General features: G+C 44.3%; 18 protein-coding genes and 1 pseudogene. 11 read left to right on the forward strand and 8 right to left on the reverse strand.

The features are described 5' to 3' along the window. Positions 1 to 19 precede the first annotated feature (19 nt). The 3 genes from tnpC to tnpA are packed head-to-tail and all read right to left on the reverse strand — an operon-like array spanning position 20 to position 2,276. Positions 20 to 1,549, reverse strand: a complete 1,530-nt coding sequence (tnpC, locus tag A6E01_RS14170; RefSeq protein ID WP_065210482.1) for an IS66 family transposase — start codon at positions 1,547 to 1,549, stop codon at positions 20 to 22. 59 nt (positions 1,550 to 1,608) lie between these two features. Beyond that, the gene (gene tnpB, locus A6E01_RS14175; RefSeq protein WP_017037716.1) at positions 1,609 to 1,962 is read right to left on the reverse strand and encodes an IS66 family insertion sequence element accessory protein TnpB; all 354 of its coding nucleotides are present in this window, start codon (positions 1,960 to 1,962) and stop codon (positions 1,609 to 1,611) included. Next, the gene (gene tnpA / locus A6E01_RS14180) at positions 1,959 to 2,276 is read right to left on the reverse strand and encodes an IS66 family insertion sequence element accessory protein TnpA (protein WP_017037717.1); all 318 of its coding nucleotides are present in this window, start codon (positions 2,274 to 2,276) and stop codon (positions 1,959 to 1,961) included. Before tnpA ends, tnpB begins: the two co-directional genes overlap by 4 nt. Positions 2,277 to 3,052: 776 nt before the next feature. Between tnpA and A6E01_RS14185 the strand changes: the two genes are divergently transcribed. From A6E01_RS14185 to A6E01_RS14195, 3 genes are all read left to right on the forward strand, one after another. Next, positions 3,053 to 3,796 (forward strand): phosphatase, encoded by a 744-nt coding sequence (locus A6E01_RS14185; protein WP_065210499.1) that lies wholly within the window; start codon positions 3,053 to 3,055, stop codon positions 3,794 to 3,796. Between the two features lie 63 nt (positions 3,797 to 3,859). Then, positions 3,860 to 4,339, forward strand: coding sequence for a DUF4149 domain-containing protein (locus tag A6E01_RS14190; RefSeq protein ID WP_065210500.1), 480 nt, complete (start codon positions 3,860 to 3,862; stop codon positions 4,337 to 4,339). 137 nt (positions 4,340 to 4,476) lie between these two features. Further along, positions 4,477 to 5,463 (forward strand): hypothetical protein, encoded by a 987-nt coding sequence (locus A6E01_RS14195; RefSeq protein ID WP_065210501.1) that lies wholly within the window; start codon positions 4,477 to 4,479, stop codon positions 5,461 to 5,463. Positions 5,464 to 5,541: 78 nt separating this feature from the next. Here the strand turns inward: A6E01_RS14195 and A6E01_RS21290 are convergent, their stop codons facing one another. Further along, positions 5,542 to 5,712 carry a hypothetical protein gene (locus tag A6E01_RS21290; RefSeq protein WP_156744625.1) on the reverse strand — a complete coding sequence of 57 codons (171 nt, stop codon included), beginning with the start codon at positions 5,710 to 5,712 and terminating at the stop codon, positions 5,542 to 5,544. 83 nt (positions 5,713 to 5,795) lie between these two features. Between A6E01_RS21290 and A6E01_RS14205 the strand changes: the two genes are divergently transcribed. From A6E01_RS14205 to A6E01_RS14215, 3 genes are all read left to right on the forward strand, one after another. After that, positions 5,796 to 6,946 (forward strand): IS3 family transposase gene (locus A6E01_RS14205; protein WP_102489714.1). Its coding sequence is split into 2 segments (ribosomal slippage): positions 5,796 to 6,039 and positions 6,039 to 6,946, totalling 1,152 coding nucleotides; the frame shifts between segments, so codons are not numbered across the junction. Positions 6,947 to 7,742: 796 nt separating this feature from the next. Further along, complete coding sequence (locus A6E01_RS14210; RefSeq protein WP_065210502.1) at positions 7,743 to 9,107, forward strand: NCS2 family permease; 1,365 nt, start codon at positions 7,743 to 7,745, stop codon at positions 9,105 to 9,107. A 412-nt stretch (positions 9,108 to 9,519) separates the two neighbouring features. Beyond that, the gene (locus A6E01_RS14215; RefSeq protein ID WP_065210503.1) at positions 9,520 to 9,975 is read left to right on the forward strand and encodes a YHS domain-containing (seleno)protein; all 456 of its coding nucleotides are present in this window, start codon (positions 9,520 to 9,522) and stop codon (positions 9,973 to 9,975) included. Positions 9,976 to 10,028: 53 nt separating this feature from the next. Here the strand turns inward: A6E01_RS14215 and A6E01_RS14220 are convergent, their stop codons facing one another. Next, on the reverse strand, positions 10,029 to 10,370 hold the full coding sequence (locus A6E01_RS14220; protein ID WP_065210504.1) for a TehB family protein: 342 nt from the start codon (positions 10,368 to 10,370) through the stop codon (positions 10,029 to 10,031). Positions 10,371 to 10,410: 40 nt separating this feature from the next. Next, a complete protein-coding gene (locus A6E01_RS21455; protein WP_167714326.1) occupies positions 10,411 to 10,581 on the reverse strand; it encodes a hypothetical protein in 171 nt (56 codons plus the stop codon). Positions 10,582 to 10,884: 303 nt separating this feature from the next. Between A6E01_RS21455 and A6E01_RS14225 the strand changes: the two genes are divergently transcribed. Further along, positions 10,885 to 11,661 (forward strand): siderophore-interacting protein, encoded by a 777-nt coding sequence (locus tag A6E01_RS14225; RefSeq protein ID WP_065210505.1) that lies wholly within the window; start codon positions 10,885 to 10,887, stop codon positions 11,659 to 11,661. Between the two features lie 68 nt (positions 11,662 to 11,729). Here A6E01_RS14225 and A6E01_RS14230 read toward each other — a convergent pair whose 3' ends face one another. After that, entirely contained in the window at positions 11,730 to 13,802 is a 2,073-nt protein-coding gene (locus A6E01_RS14230) for an alpha-amylase (RefSeq protein ID WP_065210506.1), read from the reverse strand. 186 nt (positions 13,803 to 13,988) lie between these two features. On the opposite strand from A6E01_RS14230, the gene A6E01_RS14235 reads away from it, so the two are divergent. Then, on the forward strand, positions 13,989 to 14,534 hold the full coding sequence (locus tag A6E01_RS14235; RefSeq protein ID WP_065210507.1) for a hypothetical protein: 546 nt from the start codon (positions 13,989 to 13,991) through the stop codon (positions 14,532 to 14,534). A gap of 551 nt (positions 14,535 to 15,085) precedes the next feature. Here A6E01_RS14235 and A6E01_RS14240 read toward each other — a convergent pair. Beyond that, positions 15,086 to 16,120, reverse strand: a complete 1,035-nt coding sequence (locus A6E01_RS14240) for an IS110 family RNA-guided transposase (RefSeq protein ID WP_065210145.1) — start codon at positions 16,118 to 16,120, stop codon at positions 15,086 to 15,088. Positions 16,121 to 16,447: 327 nt separating this feature from the next. On the opposite strand from A6E01_RS14240, the pseudogene A6E01_RS21295 reads away from it, so the two are divergent. From A6E01_RS21295 to A6E01_RS14250, 3 genes and pseudogenes are all read left to right on the forward strand, one after another. Then, a pseudogene (locus A6E01_RS21295) lies at positions 16,448 to 16,558 on the forward strand (aldo/keto reductase); the annotation flags it as partial. Between the two features lie 255 nt (positions 16,559 to 16,813). Then, complete coding sequence (locus tag A6E01_RS14245; protein WP_065210508.1) at positions 16,814 to 17,722, forward strand: aldo/keto reductase; 909 nt, start codon at positions 16,814 to 16,816, stop codon at positions 17,720 to 17,722. Positions 17,723 to 17,900: 178 nt separating this feature from the next. Beyond that, entirely contained in the window at positions 17,901 to 18,776 is an 876-nt protein-coding gene (locus tag A6E01_RS14250) for a DUF6279 family lipoprotein (protein ID WP_065210509.1), read from the forward strand. Positions 18,777 to 18,916: the final 140 nt, after the last annotated feature.

The raw sequence follows: 18,916 nt of genomic DNA on the forward strand, positions 1-18,916 counted from the left end.
GAACCCACGGGGCGACTTGTCAGTGTTTGAAGTTCCAAGGCAGGAGTGCGTCGATATCAGGCTCAGCTTTCGCCAGCTCTTTCATGCACTTGACCATGTAGTCGTAGAGGATAAGACCGTTGGCTTTCGCGGTCTCGATGATGCTGTAAAGCATCGCGCTCGCATCAGCACCGTTTGGTGTGTTAGAGAACAGCCAGTTCTTCCTGCCAATGACCAGTGGTTTAATTGCGCGTTCAGCGCGATTATTATCAATAGATAAGTGACCATCGTCGATATAACGAATAAGCTTTGACCACTGCCCAAGCGTATATTTTATCGCTTTGCCTAGTGGGCTAGAGCCAATCACCTTCTGGGTCGTCATCCATTGGTAAAGCTCATCCAGTATCGGCTTGGCAAGCGCTCGACGCTCTGCTTTTCGCTCTTGGGCAGGCGCACCTTTTAAGCGTGATTCTATCCCGTAGAGTTTTTGGATTTTAGCCAGCGCCTTATCAGCCTTGCCTGATTTACCTTTCCCTTGAAGCTTCTTCGCATCCATGAACTTGCGACGAGCATGCGCTAAGCACCCTACATTGGTGACGTGATGCAGACCATCATAAGCCGCGTAGCCATCGGTTTGTAGATAACCGTTGTAGTCACCTAAAAAGTCCACGGGACACGCCCTCGCGCGACTGTTTTGATAGTCGTACAAGGCAATATTTTTCACATTCGGCAGTGCCGATTCGGGTGAGTCAGCGCCTGAGCAGTAGAGCCACATATAACACTTCTTCTCTTCTTTGAGCACATTGAGCGGCGTTTCATCCGCCTGAACCACCACTTGTTGAAGCAGGTTCTCCTTTAAGGCCGCATACAGCGGGGCGAACTTCTCACTGACTTGGATAACCCACCTTGCCATGGTGGTGCGTGATAGCTCGATACCCGACTGGGTAAACAGCGATTCTTGGCGATAAAGTGGCATCGCGTATTGGTATTTGCCAAGAATGATGTTGGTCAGCAAGCTTTCTGTGGCGAAGCTTTTAGGGATGAGACTCTGAGGGGATGGCTTCTGAACGATACGGCTGCTGTCACCTGTTTTCTCGCACTGGCGGCAAGCGTACTTAGGACGAACATATTCCAACACTTTGAGTACCGCTGGCGTGAACTCTAGCTTCTCGCTACGGTCTTCACCGATTTTATGCAGGCTATGATTGCAGCAAGCGCACTGCTTTTCATGGTCGTCTACATCAAGTTCGATAACCTCACGAGGCAAGGTCTTAGGCAGAGGTTTACGTTTACCGCGCTTTTTCGTTGTGGTCGTGGTTGTCACCTCAACCTCGTCTTCTTTAACGGCTTCACACTCCGCTTCGTTGAAGAGGTCACCTTGTGATTCATCGTAAGGCTTTAATGCCTCCGAGCGTTTCGCGAACTGACGGTCGAAGGCGAGTTTGAGTTGTTCAAGCAGCGATTGGCGCTCTTGTTTCCACTCATTTTTCTCCGACATCAGAGCAGCTACCATCGCTTGTAGCTCGGCAACATCTTGGCTTTCTGGGTTGATATTTGGCGTCTTTTTCATAGCATTGATTATACTAAAATCGTGCCGTTAACGCTTGGAGAATAAGGCTTTATTCTCGATTAACTCATTGTAAAATCGTTTATTTTGATGGGTTCGTGGCCGATAATTGTGAAGCCTGAAAGCAGTCTATCAAGCTCAAATTGAGTGAGGGTAAACACCTGATTTTTCTCTTTTGAAGGCCACTTATACTTGGCTTTTTCAAGGCGTTTATACCAGAGGGCGAAGCCTGTTTTATCCCAGTACAACACTTTAATCTTATCGCGCTGTTTATTGGTAAACAGGAACAGCGCACCGCTGCCAAGAGGCAAGTCAGTATCATTTTCGATAATCGCTGCAAGGCCGTTGATGGACTTTCTAAAATCGACGCTTTCACGATAAAGGTAAATGTCTGGAGCGCTGAGCATACCTTTCATGACAACGCTCCAATGAGTTCAGCAAGATAGGTGGCTGGCGTGCCTTGAGGAATGCTCAGCTCCACATCATTGATGAGAAGTGTCATGTTCGCCGTAGCTATCTGGGCCTGATACTTGGTTGTCTTTTCAACGATTTCGGCTCTAACAAATCCGACAGATTCCGATTGGTTTGCTGTTTGGAGTTGACGCCGTTTGGCGAAGAACGTGGATAAACTCAGTCCATGCTCTTCACAAAAAGCGCGTTGGGTAACACTGCTACTTTCATATTGTTCAAACAGTGATTGCCATTCTAGGTTGGTGCGTCGTTTTGCCATTTCAACTCTCCTTTGGGTTGGAGAGATGATCTTATTCTTCGTGCTGAAAGATTAGAATGCGGTGTTCATGACACGCTTACAGTACATCGATTTTATGTCTTTAAATCACCAGCACAGCGCAAATATAAATATCATTAATGTATGTTCTTAAGCCTACGTTATATATCTATGACAAACATGTAAGTACACTTCTCCGCACTAGAACGAGATAGTTTTCTGATAATTAACTGACACGCAGTATTGTTTAATAACTTTTGCGTTGACCAGTATCTTAGATTACTTATGAGTCAAACAGGCGTAGTAGTTACTAGCGGTTTTTGTTTGTTGGTGTAATAAAAATCTATAGCTAACTCGCCTTGTTTGTTTATCTGTAGGGGATAAACAAATACGAATAACACTAAAAACAACAATTATTAAGCAGCACTATAAGTTGCAAAATTGCATATTTACTACAAGTCCTAGTATGTAATTATTTTCCCAATATTGGATATTGATGCAGAAATGCCACTAGAGCTGCAGCACATGGAAGTGTCTTTTTTTCTTAGACTCCAAGCCAATCCCCCTTCGTTTTAAACCTTTCTTGCTGATGTTTTATCAACATACTTTCAACTAGCTCGCTTATGAGCATCGCATAGAGCACAGCCATCAGATTGAGTAGATTGGCTGATATCAACGCCTTAATTTAGAAAATCTTAGCAAAAGTAACGTATTGATTTTTCTTTGAAACACAAATAGTTCATTATCTAGGTAGTGATAGTTTGGTAAAGGAAAAAACAATGACCTATAAGCTAGAGGTGGACCTACACACGCATACGTTAGCGAGTGATCACGCATACAGCACCATACATGATTATGTTAGAGAAGCGCCCAAGCGCGGTATTCGATTATTCGCTAATACTGACCACGGCCCTGATATGGAAGACGCTCCCCACAAATGGCATTTTGTGAACAGTTTAACCTTTCCTCGCGTCGCCGATGGAGTAGGGATCCTTCGTGGTATAGAAAGTAATATCAAAGACTTGCAGGGCAATATCGATATTGATGAGTCTATTCGCTCTAGCCTAGATATCATACTTACTGGTTTTCATACCCCAGTGTTCGCACCAAGAGACATCGACTCAAATACAGAAGCAATGAGCAATGCCATAAAGAGCGGCAAGATCCATGTGGTGACGCACCCAGGTAATGTGAATTTTCCTATCCACATCGAAGAGATCGTCAAGACAGCTGCAAGGGAAAACGTTGCACTAGAGATCAACAACAGCTCATTCCTGTTTGCTCGAAAAGCCAGCTATGCAAACTGTCACAAAATAGCCGAACTTGCCAAGAAATATGACGCTCCGTTAAGTGTTGGCTCAGATGCACATAACGCTTGGGATCTAGGACGTTTTGATAAAGCTAGAGCCTTAATCACTGATGTTGATTATCCAGCGGATCGTATTATTAATAATACGGTTGATTCACTGTTTGCCTATCTCGCCACTAAGGGCGTTGATATAGCCGATGAGTTTGAATTTTAACCTCTAACCCCATAGAAGCTCAGTCGTTATGCTGAGCTTTTTCTTTGAAGTGCATTTTCCATTATGAATCTACTTACTAGAACAATTTCAATTGTTTACGTCATCGCATTGACCAGTGTTATTGCCTTTTCATTGTTTGCGGGCGCAGTGGTCGCCCCCGTGATCTTTAATTCTTCTTCATGGTTAGGCGAATCAGTACTTAGTCGCTTTCAAGAAGGCTTGATGATGACCGAAGTCTTTGTACGTCTGTCTTATCCATTGATCGCTGTTTGCTTATTTTCTTTGGTTTATGAGTTGTGGAGCTATTGGAAGAAAGACTCCGATTGGATAGCGCTGGTTAGCATGAGTTTGATGGTAGGCACAGGCTTACTATTTGGCTTTTATTTCATACCCGAAATCTTACACCTTCAATCACAAGGAGCAGTGGTTACTCAAAGCTCTGTGTTCGCTTCAATTCATAAAACCTCTGAGATCTGCTTTAAAATTACAGTGCTGTCAGGGTTAGTTTTAGTGTTCCGCAACATACCAAAAATGAGTCGATAGGCTGTTCATTTTTGCAATCATAGTTTAGTTTTCAGGTTCTCAAATCTTCGTACATACTGATTATCAGTTATTCAACAGAGCGCAGTAAGCCGTATCAAAATGCGCCTTTGATACTTTTATTATGTAGAGGATTTACGATGAATTTGAAGGTTAAAGGTTTAGTATTAGCGGTGGTTTCGGCACTTGTTTTGAATGGTTGTGATAGCGATAAAGTAAAGGCAGACCTTGACCATGCAGGGCATAAAATAGGTGATGCTGCTCATGAGGTTGGTCATAAGATTCATGATGAGGTTGAACGAGCTCAAGATAAATTAACTCAGAATGCAGAGAAAGAAAGCCTACGCCAGTTGGGCCTCGATGAAGCTGATATTGACTACGTGATTAAGCATAACCCTGATGATGCAATGGCGGTTGCTAAGAACTCAGATCGAATTCTTACAGGCATTAATTTCAAATATGAAAGTAACGCTGACGAGATTCATAACTCGCAAATACATCATATCCAGCATTCAGCGTGGGATGCTAACTCACAAGCTAAAGTAGCTAAGATATGGGGACGAGTTGCGTTCGTTGTTAACTCACCTCGTTTTGCTAAGCGCTTTAATGAAGAAACTGGTTTATTAGATCCTCAAACGTTTACCGGTGGTATCGGAGATGCAGCATCTGTACCTGCGGATTATCAAGCATTTATTGATGTTGCTTCTGATGCTCTGCAAAAAGGGGATAACTCTTATAAGCTGGAAGCATTTGAAAACCAAATTGACCCTAGTACCGGCAAGGAGCTAAGCTCGGGTGGTAATGCTTGGGGCCAAATGGGTTCGCCTGAACTATTTTTGAATCCAGTCGAAATTACTAATTCTCCCATTAATCAAACTGCTCCTTTGCTATTGCATGAGTTGACTCATACTTTTGGTTATACTCACACTGCTGCAGACCAGACTACGGTACAGTTTGTTCCAAACAACATCCCATATTTTGTACAATTGATTACTACTCCAGGTGGTATGAACGATTCGGACTACTCAGACTTAGGAGCCTTATCACAGGAAATACTTGCCAAGAATATGACACCTCCGAATACTAGAGAAAACACAGACTTATTTACTCAATACTTTGGTCAATAACTCCTTAGAATAAAAAAGGGCTTCAAGCTAGATGAGTAACTTGAGGCCCTTTTATGTTTGAATACTAAATCTATTTAGTTAACTATTTGCCATTGCCATTGCCATTGCCATTGCCATTGCCATTGCCATTGCCATTGCCATTGCCATTGGTTTTGAATTGAAAAACAACAATCGCAGGATCATGATCGGAAGAGCGGTATGGATCACCGTATTTTGGAAGGTCGCCACTGTATTGAGCTGAGTACTCAAATAGCGTTGACTCTACAGCATTGATCCGCCCCAGCAGTTTTGGACACCGAGTTAAGTGAGTACAATCACTAACGAGGTGAACAATGACAACTAAGAAAACTAGAATTAAACATTCCCCTGAATTTAAAGCAGAAACTTTGAAGCTAGCAGAGAAAGTCGGAGTAGCTGCTGCAGCAAGACAGCTTTCTTTACATGAATCTCAAATCTATGGGTGGCGGAAGAACTCGAAGAAAGACACCAATACGAGTCAGCGAGAGCAAGAGCTAGCCGCAGAGGTTGCCAAGCTCAAAAGGCAATTGGCTGAGCAATCAGAAGAGCTAGAAATTGTAAAAAAGGCCGCCACCTACTTCGCGAAAAATCTAAAGTAAATTGCTATGAATTTATGCTCGAACACCTGCTTTGCTTCAATATCGTGCGTATGGCTAAGGTGTTAGGGGTATCCCGAAGTGGGTTTTATTACTGGATTAAACATCGCCATAAGGCCATTCAACGCGAGGCAATACGTCAAAAGCTTGATACAAAAGTCAAAGAAGCTTTTGACAACAGCAAGGGCCGAGATGGCTCAAGGCGAATCCAAAAAGAACTGTCTGAAAGCGGTAATAACCACAATGTTAAAACCATTGCGGCCAGTATGAAGCGTCAAGATTTAACGCCGAAAGCGGCACGCAAATTTAAGTGCACTACAGACAGCAAGCATCAAATGCCTGTTGCTCCAAACTTGTTGGCTCAGAACTTTAACGCAGCGGCTCCCAATGAAAAGTGGGCGGGAGACATCACCTATGTTGCGACAAGCGAAGGCTGGCTGTACTTGGCGGTAATTATTGACCTTTACTCAAGACAAGTAATCGGATGGTCCATGGATACTAGAATGACAGCTACGCTCGTCTGCGATGCATTATCAATGGCTTTGTTCCGTCGCGGGTTCCCTGAGCAGGTTATCGTTCATAGTGATCGAGGTAGTCAGTACTGCTCAAAAGATTATCGAAACATCATAAAGGGCTATAATCTAAAGCAAAGTATGAGTAGGAAAGGAAACTGTTGGGACAATGCTTGTGTTGAGAGCTTCTTCCATTCAATGAAAGTAGAAGCGATCCAATATGAGCCGATTATGACGAGAGACCAGATGCGGCAAACGATCTTCGAGTACATAGAGGTTGATTATAATCGGACGAGAAGGCACAGTGCTCTTGGGTATCTAAGCCCAGTTAACTTTGAACAACAAAATGTCGCTTAATGAAGTGTCCAGTCTTGCTGGTGCAGATCACATTGAGTCTGAACACCCAGTGTTAGAAGATTTCGACGAACTGACCGTTACTTTAAACTTACTTGAACGATAAGATTGATCTAGTAATTTAACTAGCCGCTCTAATTTCGTTAAATTAGAGCGGCATTTATGTTTATGCACGTAAATTGTTAGTTTATTTTTGAAGTTCTTGCTTAAGCGATCTCGACGCTTTTCAGCGAAATAGTGAGTGAAAGATCTATTCTTCAGAGGGCACTTGTGCTTTCTATCTAAGCTTTTCCCGTAGTACTTTGTGTATAAATACACTTAAATTACTCAGGTACAGAGAAGAGCAAAAAACTGATTATCTTCAAAAAAAACCAAAATCGAAAAGGATGATGACAAAAGTGTCGCTAAAGATAAAAGATTGCTTAGGAAGTCTAGGCTAAGAATGAGCTTGAGAGTCTGCTTTCCTGTTTCGATATTTGAGTTGGGCTTAGTCCACATACACATAAGTAACGGATGCTTATTACTGTAAGCCTTTTCTCAAGAATTGGAGCTCATAATTATTCTAAGTGATGGCTGCAATTAGCATGGTTAACCTACTGTGGCTGGAAAGTGGGGACCACCACTCAAGTCGTAGTATCCGCTAAACCTCCTTTTTTCGTTCCAAAGATGAAACCTTCAGTTGTAACTATTGCACACGCAAACGTTTACCTGTATTTTCTCGCCTCTGAAATCTTTACTCACATTTTTGATGAAGAACGCTTCTATTTATTCGTTTTTCTAGCAATACAAAGGAAATAGCATGTCCGAGAATAGCGCACCCCAAGCAAACGGTGCATCTGCAAAAGGCAGTTGGTTAGACACCTTCTTCTTGATTTCACAACGTGGCAGTAATGTACGCCGTGAAGTGGTAGCGGGTTTAACAACCTTCTTGGCGATGGTGTACTCAGTAATTGTGGTACCAAGCATGTTAGGTGCTGCGGGCTTTGACCAAGGCTCAGTGTTTATCGCAACGTGTTTAGTAGCAGCGTTTGGCTCTTTGTTGATGGGTCTTTGGGCTAATCTGCCAATGGCGATTGGCTGTGCTATTTCATTAACCGCCTTTACTGCTTTTAGCTTGGTTCTAGGACAGGGCATCTCTATTCCTGTTGCTCTAGGCGCAGTGTTCTTAATGGGTGTTATCTTTACTGCGATCACGGTTACCGGTGTACGTCAGTGGATCTTAACGAACCTACCTGCTGGTATCGCCCACGGTACAGGTATCGGCATCGGCTTGTTTTTGCTTCTTATTGCAGCAAGTGGTGTTGGCCTTGTTATCAAGAACCCAGTAGAGGGCTTGCCGGTAACATTGGGTGAATTCACGTCTTTCCCTGTGATCATGTCAATGCTAGGTCTAGCGGCTATCTTTGGCCTAGAGAAGCGTCAGGTTCCTGGTGGTATCTTGCTAGTCATTATCGCTATCTCGGTATTTGGTTTGATCTTTGACCCTTCAGTGCAATATCAAGGCTTCTTTGCCCTTCCAAGCATTGGCGGTGAAAACTCGTTGATTGGCACTATGGATATCATGGGTGCACTTAACCCTATCGTCTTGCCAAGTGTGCTTGCTTTGGTGATGACCGCTATCTTTGATGCGACGGGTACGATTCGCGCGGTAGCCGGTCAAGCAAACCTTCTTGATAAAGACGGCAACATTATCGATGGTGGCAAAGCGCTGACCTCGGATTCTGTTTCAAGTATCGTTTCTGGCGCTGTAGGTGGCGCTCCTGCGGCGGTTTACATTGAGTCAGCAGCAGGTACAGCAGCGGGCGGTAAAACGGGTTTAACCGCTGTAGTGGTAGGTGTGCTTTTCTTATTCCTACTTTTCTTGGCTCCAATTAGCTACCTAGTGCCTGCCTATGCAACGGCGCCTGCGCTAATGTACGTGGGCCTACTAATGCTGGGCAACGTTCGCAAGCTAGACTTCGACGACTCTGTAGATGCACTTGCCGGTCTTGTTTGTGCCGTGTTCATCGTACTGACAGGTAACATAGTAACGGGCATTATGCTTGGCTTCCTGTGCTTGGTTGTAGGGCGCGTGTTCGCTGGAGAATGGAAGAAGCTAAACCTAGGTATCGTGCTGATCACTATCGTTCTAGTTGCCTTCTATGCAGGTGGCTGGGCTATCTAAAGCTCGTAACCAAATAACTTTCTTTAGTACCTAGGGTCTGTTGATCTTTTGAGGTTATTTTTGTAGCGATTTGTTGGGTATTAATACAAGGCAGTCGCTTTTAGGTGTGGTGGTTCCACATGAAAAGTGACTAACGCGGTAGAAATGCCCAACAAAGCGCTACCCGAAGGGCTCGACCAGAACCCATTTACTCATCGTTGAGCGACTTTTGCTTAGATGACTAGGCGGCAAGTCCCTCGCCTTGATTAAATGACTTCTGGTCGAGCAAAATTTAATCGCAAAAGGTCAACAGACCCTAGCTTTGGCTAGGTATTTTTTTATCTGATTTACTCGCTCTTGAATAACATGCTGAAATTTTCTGCTCATCTATCATTTCTATATTGAGGACAATAACAACGTATAGGGAATGATCATGAGACTGAAGAGCTTGCTTCGACTACTAAGTGCACTAGTTATGGTGTTTACGTTGACCCGCCCAGCATTGGCGATTGAGCCCGTTTATAGTGACTTCTTTGGTAAGGCGATTCAGGGCTATGATCCCGTTGCTTATTTTGCAGAGGGCAAACCTGTAGAGGGAAGCAAACAATATCAGTATGAATGGAATGATGCGACTTGGTACTTTTCCTCAAGTAAAAACCAAAGTGCCTTTATCGAGAATCCTGAGAAATACGCACCGCAATATGGCGGCTATTGTGCTTGGGCTGTGAGTCAGGGATACACCGCCAAGATAGACCCGAATGCTTGGTATATTCACGACGATAAGCTTTACCTAAACTACAACAAATCCATTCAAGCCAAATGGCAAAAAGACATCCCTAGAAACGTTGCTAATGCGGATGTTAACTGGCCAAGTTTGTTGGCTAATTAAAATAGAGCAATGGCGCTTTCACAATGCCATTGCTCCTTTCTCATGAATTAAGGTTAAGATTTTTTTGCGTGGAACATAGGCTGATCGCGTTTGTCTGCATTGGACCAGAAATTGATATTGAATTGGGCATCATCTGTCATTTCAATGCGATGCCAGTATTGTGGTGGGCTAGTAGCAAACTGTCCGGCATGAATAACGACCGTTAATTCTGGCTCAGTTGCATGCTCATCAGCAAAGCCAAAATAGGTTACGCTACCTTCCATTACACAAAGCTGTCCAAACACCTCTGCCGCCGTATTGTGGTGGGTTAACAATGCTTGAGGTACGTTTTCTTTAGTAAAGAAAGGGGTCGAGCGTTGTATGGTCCAATCTTTTGGGATTCGTAAATGGCTCATAATTTTCACCTGTGTGATTAGATATAAAAGTATTCAGTTGTTATGACTTAGTAGAGCAACTCACCCATGCATTACTTAGGCGATTAAGCACACTCGCAATGAAATAACCTATGGCATAGGTGTGTCTTACTTCGCAGCACTCTCTTGCATTGCAATGCAGCTCTTCAATAAAAGCTTCTTCTGTTCTGTTTTCTAAAAACATCTGGTACATGCTGCTCTCTTGTCAAAATGATTAGTTCATTGATGTCTTAGATATAGCAAGTGCCGTGCCAGAAAAATTAATCACATAATTTCAATGAGTTAAGTTAAATGGATAAAAGATGTTGTCATATAGATAATCTTTCTTGTTATCAATAATACAAATAGTTATCATTTAGATAATCCAGTGGGAGTTTGATAGACCCAAAAAGCGGGAGGGCGTGTCGATTGATTAATCTAGATACCGATTCTTTCTCGCCTCTTTGTAAAACAAGCTCTAATCTAAAAGAATCAGGTAGTTAACAGAGTAGTGAATATGAGCCGAAAAAAACCATCACCAAAGCGCGTCACTGTAGTCAGTTCTGATCAAATCTCCCCCAATATGCAGAGAATTCGATTGAAGGGTGAGGCGTTAGCGGCGTTTCCTGAAGATTGTGAGGGGAGCTATATAAAGTTCTTATTTGATTCTGAAGGCAACACGATTGCAGCTATGGTGGAAGGGCAAAGACCTGTTATGCGAACGTATACCATACGTCGCTTTTTCCCTGATGAAAGCACTATTGAAGTCGACTTTGTCCGCCATATTACCCACGACTTACAATGTGGTTTTGCGGCCCGCTGGGCTAACACCGCTAAGGTCGGCGATGAAATTAGCATCATGGGGCCAGGCCCAATAGCTGATATTAATTTAGAGGCGGATTGGTTCTTCATGGTAGCGGATATGACAGGCCTTCCGGCACTATCTGCAAAGGCCCGCACTCTTCCTTCTGATGCTAAGGGCTATGCTGTCATTCAGGTTCATGAGCAAGAGGATATTCAGTCCATTGAACTCCCTTCGAATATGCAAGCGATATGGATCCACGCAGAAGGCTCACTAAGCGAGCATGCCCAAGCACAGACATGGCTTGATGGAAATCCATTTGTCTGGGTCGCTACAGACTTCGACTCTATGCGAGAACTGAGACAGTACTTCAGAAATGATAAAGAAATCGATAAGCAAGATATCTATATCAGTAGTTACTGGAAGCAGGGCGTGTCAGAAGATGGCCATAAAGCGATCAAGAAGCAAGATGCTGAAGAGAGCGGTTTTTAGTTGCCGTAATGAGAATATAGAAATTAAGCCCTGCGAGTGCAGGGCTTAGTTTTTTTGGTGGTCAGGGTTTACTTGCCAGAGTAATAAACAAGCACAGCATCATCCTCTAAGGTTCTAGAGAATCCATAGCCACGATCTTGCTTGATGTCTTTATGTACTCCGCCACCAATTGCCGGGTGACGTTGACGGAACTGGCCTAGTGTTTGCCAGTGTGCAAGAAGTGCTTGTCGCTCTGCATCTAGCTTCCAAACCATATCGGAACGCGTACCTTGGTGGAAGTCATCGGCGTATGGGCCGATATCGCGTGCCACTTCATCACCGTAGTAGATCTGAATTGCGCCAGGAGATAGCAATAGGGCATTGGCTGCATTGCGCTGCATCTCTAATGATTTAAAGCGAGCGAAGAACAATTCAGTATCATGTGAAGACATGTAGCTTACTGGGGTATAGCCCTGATTTTCTTGGATCTCTGTGCTGTAGTTTGTGTAGGTCTTGCGCATATCAGAGAAACAAACGGCTCCACGATCTAGCTGCTTTTGCATATCGAAGTTAATCAACGCATCAAAGCCTTCATCGGCATATGGCGAGCGATACGCTGAGTGTGCCCATACTTCACCCATCATCCAAAAGGACTCTTGAGGTCGATTGTTCTCTTTTTGCCATTGAGCGAGATTCTCACTGGCTTTCGCCTTAAGGTCTAGCCACACATCACCCTCAACGTGTTTCACTGTATCTACACGAAATGCATCAATGCCAAAGCGCTTAACCCAGTCGGTTTGCCACTCTACCAAGTAGTCAGCCACACGATAATCGTCTTTCTCAACTACTCGGGTGCCAGGGTTATCCAATAACCATTGTGGTGGCGTTACCGCCTTATCCGACTCGGTTTTAAAGTCAGGTAGCCCTGCTAGGGTGAGCGTTTTATCGCTGCTTCCCGGGCTGTCATAACCAGGTAAGCCAGAGCGAACCCAATCGGCTCCCCACCACTGCGACCAGTTCTCACTTTTGTAGTCGACAAGATCATGGGAAGAGTGCCAGTTTTTACCAGACTCTGGCTTCCATTGTGTTAGGTCTTTACCTTTTGCGTCAGGGGTGAGTACTTGCAAGTTATCGTGTTGAATATCCGCAAGCGTAGCGTAGCCTGGGTGGTTAATGACGGCATCAAGCATGACCTTAATGCCTCGCTTATGTGCCTCGGTAACCAATGTCTTTAAGTCTTCATCGTTGCCGAAGTTTTGATCAATCTTGGTAAAGTCTCGCGCCCAATACCCGTGGTAGGCATAAAATGGGAATGAGCCTTTGTCGCCACCGCCGACAAAGCCGTGTACTTGCTCAACAATAGGCGATAGCCAAATAGCATCTGTTCCTAGAGATTGAATGTAATCCAGCTTTTCTATAACACCTTTTAGGTCACCGCCATGGAAAGTGCCGACTTCTTGTTGGCCATCCTTAAGGCGACCATAGCTGTTATCGTTACTCTTCTCGCCATTGTTAAATCTATCCACCATGACGAAGTAGATATTGGCATTCCGCCAATCCAACGCTTTATCGGCTTTAGATTTGGTCGTAACCCTTTCGATGAGCATGACAGCGCCAGTCTCTCGAGTAGGGTTGAAAGTAACGGTGCCATTTTTCACTGTTGCGGTTTGCCCACTAAAGGTCTCTTTAAGCTCAGTGCCATCTTCAAAGGTGCCTGCGACGTTAATTACGGCAGGCATGTCGGTATAGGTTTCGCAGCCTACCTTAGGAAGAGGGCGAACGAACGCTTTCTTAGTGGACTTCTTAGGTTGACGCTTTATGGACAGCGTTTGCTGTTGGTCGTCATAGGCGATGGCGTAATCGCCAGAAAAACGGATCTTAATGGGCAGTTCTGTTTCTGCATTGCAGTTCAAACCAAGGGGAGTATTAAAACGAATACGTTGCTCTTCTGGTGCAACACACTCCCCCTCAATACCGGTGACCTTAAATACGTAGCTGTCTTTATTGAGCGTGACAACGAGAGGCTCGCTCGCATTTAATGGATAATCTCTAGCGGTGGTTGTGGTGGCAATGGAGACATTTGGGTCTGCATACGCAAGGCTACTTGAGAGAGTGATGGCTGATAATACAGCGCAACATGCTAGGCTTTTGTTCATGGTCATTAATACTCAATCCCTGATTTATCGATTGGGCTTAGAATGACCAAGGCTAGGATGGAGCTCAATTAAAGTGGTTAGATTTTGTAAGCGAGATCATCAACTGCGCAAAGGTTGAGGCGGTTTGAGGGATTATTTGCGCCTCACTTTTTGCTATAGTATCTCACCACTTATGCCATCAAGCTCACATCTATGCGTCTGTTTCGGTTATCTATTTTTGCTAGTTTTTTCTTCTTGTCTTGGCCGTTATTAGCAGCGACTAATCCTACTTGGTACTACCCCTTTATTTCAGCTCAGTACTCACCCTGGAGTGAGACGGATTTTCGCCAGTCCGGTGAATGGTTTGATTGTGCAGAAGACGATAAACCGCTGTTTTGTACCGATGAGGTGAAAATTCATCATACCCCGATGTACGCAGAGGTAACCTTTGACCATGCCCAGGAACCTGTTTTAGAGCTAAATGGTGAGTTTAGCCTTACCTATTTCAATAACCTGCAACTAGGGCTTCGACAAGATGGCTTTCAATTAATGAAAGTGGTGATTGATGGCGTGACGCTCGATGTTGAATTGGCGCTGATCAACAAATCAGAAACAGAGGTGGATAGAGAAGTACTGCAGCTAATTAATCGCTATCCTGCGACCCAATCAAGGGTTCTTTATTGGCGAAGCGGTGACCAAAAACGTTTTGCACAGTGGCGCAGTGATGGAAGCACCATTGAGATTATTTATCAGCGATGAGGAGTGGCTGAGCTGACAACGTTCTGTGCACGCAATGTTATCACACGAACTCTCTAACAACGGAACAACATCAACTCACCCCGTCGTCTCCGAGGTGTTTTTATCGAAGACCTTTTCAGTGGGTGGACCAATTAGATCCTCGATAAGAGCACTCGAGGATGACGGCTTGTGGTGTAAAGTCGCTGCGTTGTCGCTTTGGCAAGGTACGTGCTGAATTATTGACGAACCTAGATGAACGGGAGTATGTCCAATAACGACACAGCCCAACTCAAACCGTCGTCTCCGAGGTGTTTTATCGGAGACCTTTACCGCTGGTGGACCAATTAGATCCTTATATGGACCCCCTCGGTAAATCAACAAAGAATTTGGAAAACAAGTATAGATGCGCACTTATATACGGGCTTTATTGAGGAGCTACCTCGCCCTAAAATGTAGTCGCACCAGTAGGCTATTTCTCGATATCGGCAAGTCTACTGCCTCGAATCTTATCTAGCTCATACTGGTCGGTCTTACCTGTCTTACATCGCTCTTCGTTGACAATGCTCGGTCTATCATGACAATTTAATTGGCTGATAGTCCGAATCATTCTTTAATAAAGCATAAGCGGTTCGAACGGTTTTGTTCGCTAAAGCAATTGCAGCGATCTTTTTTCCTCGCCGTTCGACTAGCGCTTGTAACCACTGCTCTTTGTTTGTTGTCGCTGGACGGTTTAATACATGAGTGATAACGGAAAGCGCTCCTTGAAATAAAATTGAACGAAGTCGCTTATCCGCACTGTACTTAGATATATGTCCAATACGCTCTTTCCCGCCGGAACTGTTCTGTTTAGGTGTTAGCCCTATATTAGCGGATGCTTCTCGGCCATTAGAAAAGTTTTCACCTCGCCCTAATCGTAACGCTAACCCTAGCGCCCCTAACGGACCGACCCCTTCTAGCTTCATCAGCTTTTTGCAAATATGATGCGACTTAACCAAAGATTCGAGCTGCCTATCTAGTTCTTGCAAGTGTTCAATTTGGCACAATAAATGTGACCATGACCTGTGTAGCGCCGTTCTAAAACTATCAGGTAAAGAGTTATCAGCATCTTCTAGGATGAAAGGGATTTCCTTTCTTAACTTAGATAGGCCTTGCGGTAGAATAACTCCGAACTCAGCTAATACTCCTCGCATCTGGTTACTTTGTGCGACTAGTTGAACCTTAGCCAAGTGTCGCATACGCTCTAACGATTGAAGTGCCTGCTCCTCAGTTGAGTGAATATGAGTACCATGGATGTGCTCTTGCTGTGCTGCAACACCAATGGCTAAAGCATCATTCCTATCTGTCTTTTGCTTGGTTTGAAATGCTTTTACGGCTCTGGCGTTGATGACTTTTACAATGTGGCCTGCGCTAATTGCGAATCGAGCCCAGTAGTGTGCACTGCCACAGGCTTCCATAGCCACGAGGGCTTGTTTTTCATTTATCAGAATTTCTTTGAGTTTTGCTCGACTGACTTCGCGGTTGTAAATGACTTTTCCGTTAGGGCAGAGTTTGCAAACTTGGAATACATTCTTTGCTAAATCAATAGCTAATAGATTAGGCTTAGTCATGTATGGGCTCCTTTGGCTAATCTTTAGTCGGATTAAGACCGTAGCTCCTCAAGGAGAGGGAGTCCATACATCTCGATAGGAGCACTCTAGGATGACGGTTGAGAGCGTCATCCTGGAAGTTGCAAAGCAACTATCTAGGATCTTGGTGAGCACGCACCCCATACATCATCCCCACCAAACGTGCCAAGCCCACAATAATTCGATGCATACTTCACACTTTGTCATTTAAACCCCTCAATCGAAAACTCTGCAATTGAGCCTAATCCGCTCTACGAATAGGATGGGCAACAAAGGTCTACGGACTTAACTTACCTCTTGGAGTTTTTCATGGTACAGAAAGTATCTATAGCCCCTCAAGGGCCAAATTTATCCGAACTTGTTCAAGGTTATTGGCGTATTGGTGATTGGGGTATGAACCCTCAGCAGCGCCTTGATTTCTCGATAGGAGCACTCTAGGATGACGGTTGAGAGCGTCATCCTGGAAGTTGCAAAGCAACTATCTAGGATCTTGGTGAGCACGCACCCCATACATCATCCCCACCAAACGTGCCAAGCCCACAATAATTCGATGCATACTTCACACTTTGTCATTTAAACCCCTCAATCGAAAACTCTGCAATTGAGCCTAATCCGCTCTACGAATAGGATGGGCAACAAAGGTCTACGGACTTAACTTACCTCTTGGAGTTTTTCATGGTACAGAAAGTATCTATAGCCCCTCAAGGGCCAAATTTATCCGAACTTGTTCAAGGTTATTGGCGTATTGGTGATTGGGGTATGAACCCTCAGCAGCGCCTTGATTTCTTGAAGCAGCATGTGGGTCTCGGTGTAACGACGGTTGATCACGCGGATATCTATGGCAACTATGAGTGTGAGCGTTTGTTTGGTGAAGCGTTGGCGCTGGATAAGAGCGTTCGTCAGCAGATTGAGATCGTGACTAAGTGCAATATTATGTTGTGTGGTGATAAGACACCTGAGCGCAAGGTCAATCACTATAACTCGTCAAAGCAGCATATTGTTGCTTCTGTTGAAAACTCATTGCGTAACTTGCAAGTGGATAACATCGACGTGTTGCTGCTACATCGTGCCGACGCGCTGATGGACGCAGACGAAGTGGCTGATGCATTCGCTGATCTTAAAGCGTCAGGGAAGGTCTCACATTTCGGCGTGTCGAACTTTACGCCTCGCGGCTTTGAATTGCTTCAATCTCGTTTGGACGCACCACTGGTGACCAATCAGGTTGAGATAAACCCACTGAACTTTGATGTTACTGAAGACGGCACCTTAGATCTGATGCAAACATTGCGCACTCGCCCAATGGCGTGGTCTTGTTTAGGTGGTGGTAGCATCTTTAGCGGTACTAGTGAACAAGCGGTGCGTGTTAGAGAAGAGCTTGAAGCCTTGAAGGAAGAGCTAGGTGCAAGCAGCATCGATCAGGTGATTTATGCTTGGGTTCGCAAATTACCTTCTAAGCCACTAGCGATTATTGGCTCAGGCAAGATTGACCGCGTTGAGTCTGCCGTTAAGTCTCTTGAACTAACGATGACCAATGAACAATGGTACCGCGTATGGATCGCTTCAAAAGGGCACGGGGTGCCATAGGCCAACTCTATTCTTGAATTTAAGACCACGCCTCGGCGTGGTTTTTTTGTGCTTACGACTTATTTGAGCCCCAAGCTAGCACAATGTTAAAGGCTAAATAATACTGAAGATTAGAGATCTAAGTGATACATGCTCGGTATAAAGAGCAATAGTTGTTGAATTAGGAGCAGGACACGCGATGCAGCAGTTAAGCCGTATGATAATGCAAAGACATAAGTGGCTGGAAACACTATTAGTGAGCGCATTGTTGTTGACCCTTACAGCGTGTACAGCCAAGCTTATGTATCGCAATTTAGATTGGGCCGTTTTGGAGTTCATTGAAGACTATGTCAGCTTGGATGGCGATCAAGAAGAAATACTCGAACTTCAATTAAAGCAATTTACCGAGTGGCACAAAACTGAAGAGCTTCCGCGCTATGAAGCACAACTGCAATCCCTCTATGATGCAGACCTATCACTCATTGATGAAGAGTTCTTGATTGAGCAGCACCAGATGTTTAGAACACACATCAAACGCCTTGCAAATGAGATAACCCCCGAGCTGTATTCGTTGTCTCGATCTATGTCAAAAGAGCAGATCGACGAGTTTTTGCAGAATTTAACCGAACAGCATGAGGAGTATTCTGAAAAATATTCTCAAACGAGCGAGCGGGAGACGAGAACCCGTTATAAGGAACGAATTGAGAAAAATTTGCGTAGGTGGTTGGGAACTTTATCGATCGAGCAAAAAAACATCGCTTATGAGTGGTCATCAAGCATAGAGCGAACCCACCAGGATTGGGGGCTCTATCGGATCGAAACTCGAGACCGTATTAAGACCATGTTCGCACGCAGAGACGACCCGTTTTTTTATCAAAAAGAGTTAACAACCCTTATCAACAATCCAGAGCAAGGCTATTCAAATGAGCTCACAGGCAAATTGGAGCGCAACAGAGCATTAGCCAATCAAAGTATATTAGCCATCATATCTACCGCCTCTGCGGAACAAAAGCAGCACTTTAAAGAAGAGATAAAAGACTGGTTAGAGTTGGTTCAAGAGCTGCAATCTGACTGAATCTAAAAATCAAAAGACCTCTATTTTTCTTTTTTTAGGTTTTGGGCTCTAAATTTTCGTGCTGATTTCTAAATTACACCATACTTGAAACAATTGGTTACATATCACAGGTTAAGGTCGTTGATTTTCGCGAATACACT

The organism is Vibrio breoganii (assembly GCF_001677275.1).
In the GTDB taxonomy this organism is placed as follows: Bacteria; Pseudomonadota; Gammaproteobacteria; order Enterobacterales; family Vibrionaceae; genus Vibrio; species Vibrio breoganii.

Bases quoted from the DNA above. Each gene is read 5' to 3' on its own strand.
- A6E01_RS14250 (WP_065210509.1), top strand. From the start codon at position 17,901: ATGCAGCAGTTAAGCCGTATGATAATGCAAAGACATAAGTGGCTGGAA.
- A6E01_RS14195 (WP_065210501.1), top strand. From the start codon at position 4,477: ATGAATTTGAAGGTTAAAGGTTTAGTATTAGCGGTGGTTTCGGCACTT.
- A6E01_RS14235 (WP_065210507.1), top strand. From the start codon at position 13,989: ATGCGTCTGTTTCGGTTATCTATTTTTGCTAGTTTTTTCTTCTTGTCT.
- tnpA (WP_017037717.1), bottom strand. From the start codon at position 2,276: ATGGCAAAACGACGCACCAACCTAGAATGGCAATCACTGTTTGAACAA.
- A6E01_RS14190 (WP_065210500.1), top strand. From the start codon at position 3,860: ATGAATCTACTTACTAGAACAATTTCAATTGTTTACGTCATCGCATTG.
- A6E01_RS14215 (WP_065210503.1), top strand. From the start codon at position 9,520: ATGAGACTGAAGAGCTTGCTTCGACTACTAAGTGCACTAGTTATGGTG.
- A6E01_RS14185 (WP_065210499.1), top strand. From the start codon at position 3,053: ATGACCTATAAGCTAGAGGTGGACCTACACACGCATACGTTAGCGAGT.
- A6E01_RS14220 (WP_065210504.1), bottom strand. From the start codon at position 10,370: ATGAGCCATTTACGAATCCCAAAAGATTGGACCATACAACGCTCGACC.
- A6E01_RS21455 (WP_167714326.1), bottom strand. From the start codon at position 10,581: ATGTACCAGATGTTTTTAGAAAACAGAACAGAAGAAGCTTTTATTGAA.
- A6E01_RS14210 (WP_065210502.1), top strand. From the start codon at position 7,743: ATGTCCGAGAATAGCGCACCCCAAGCAAACGGTGCATCTGCAAAAGGC.
- A6E01_RS14240 (WP_065210145.1), bottom strand. From the start codon at position 16,120: ATGACTAAGCCTAATCTATTAGCTATTGATTTAGCAAAGAATGTATTC.
- tnpC (WP_065210482.1), bottom strand. From the start codon at position 1,549: ATGAAAAAGACGCCAAATATCAACCCAGAAAGCCAAGATGTTGCCGAG.
- A6E01_RS14225 (WP_065210505.1), top strand. From the start codon at position 10,885: ATGAGCCGAAAAAAACCATCACCAAAGCGCGTCACTGTAGTCAGTTCT.
- A6E01_RS14245 (WP_065210508.1), top strand. From the start codon at position 16,814: ATGGTACAGAAAGTATCTATAGCCCCTCAAGGGCCAAATTTATCCGAA.
- tnpB (WP_017037716.1), bottom strand. From the start codon at position 1,962: ATGAAAGGTATGCTCAGCGCTCCAGACATTTACCTTTATCGTGAAAGC.
- A6E01_RS14230 (WP_065210506.1), bottom strand. From the start codon at position 13,802: ATGACCATGAACAAAAGCCTAGCATGTTGCGCTGTATTATCAGCCATC.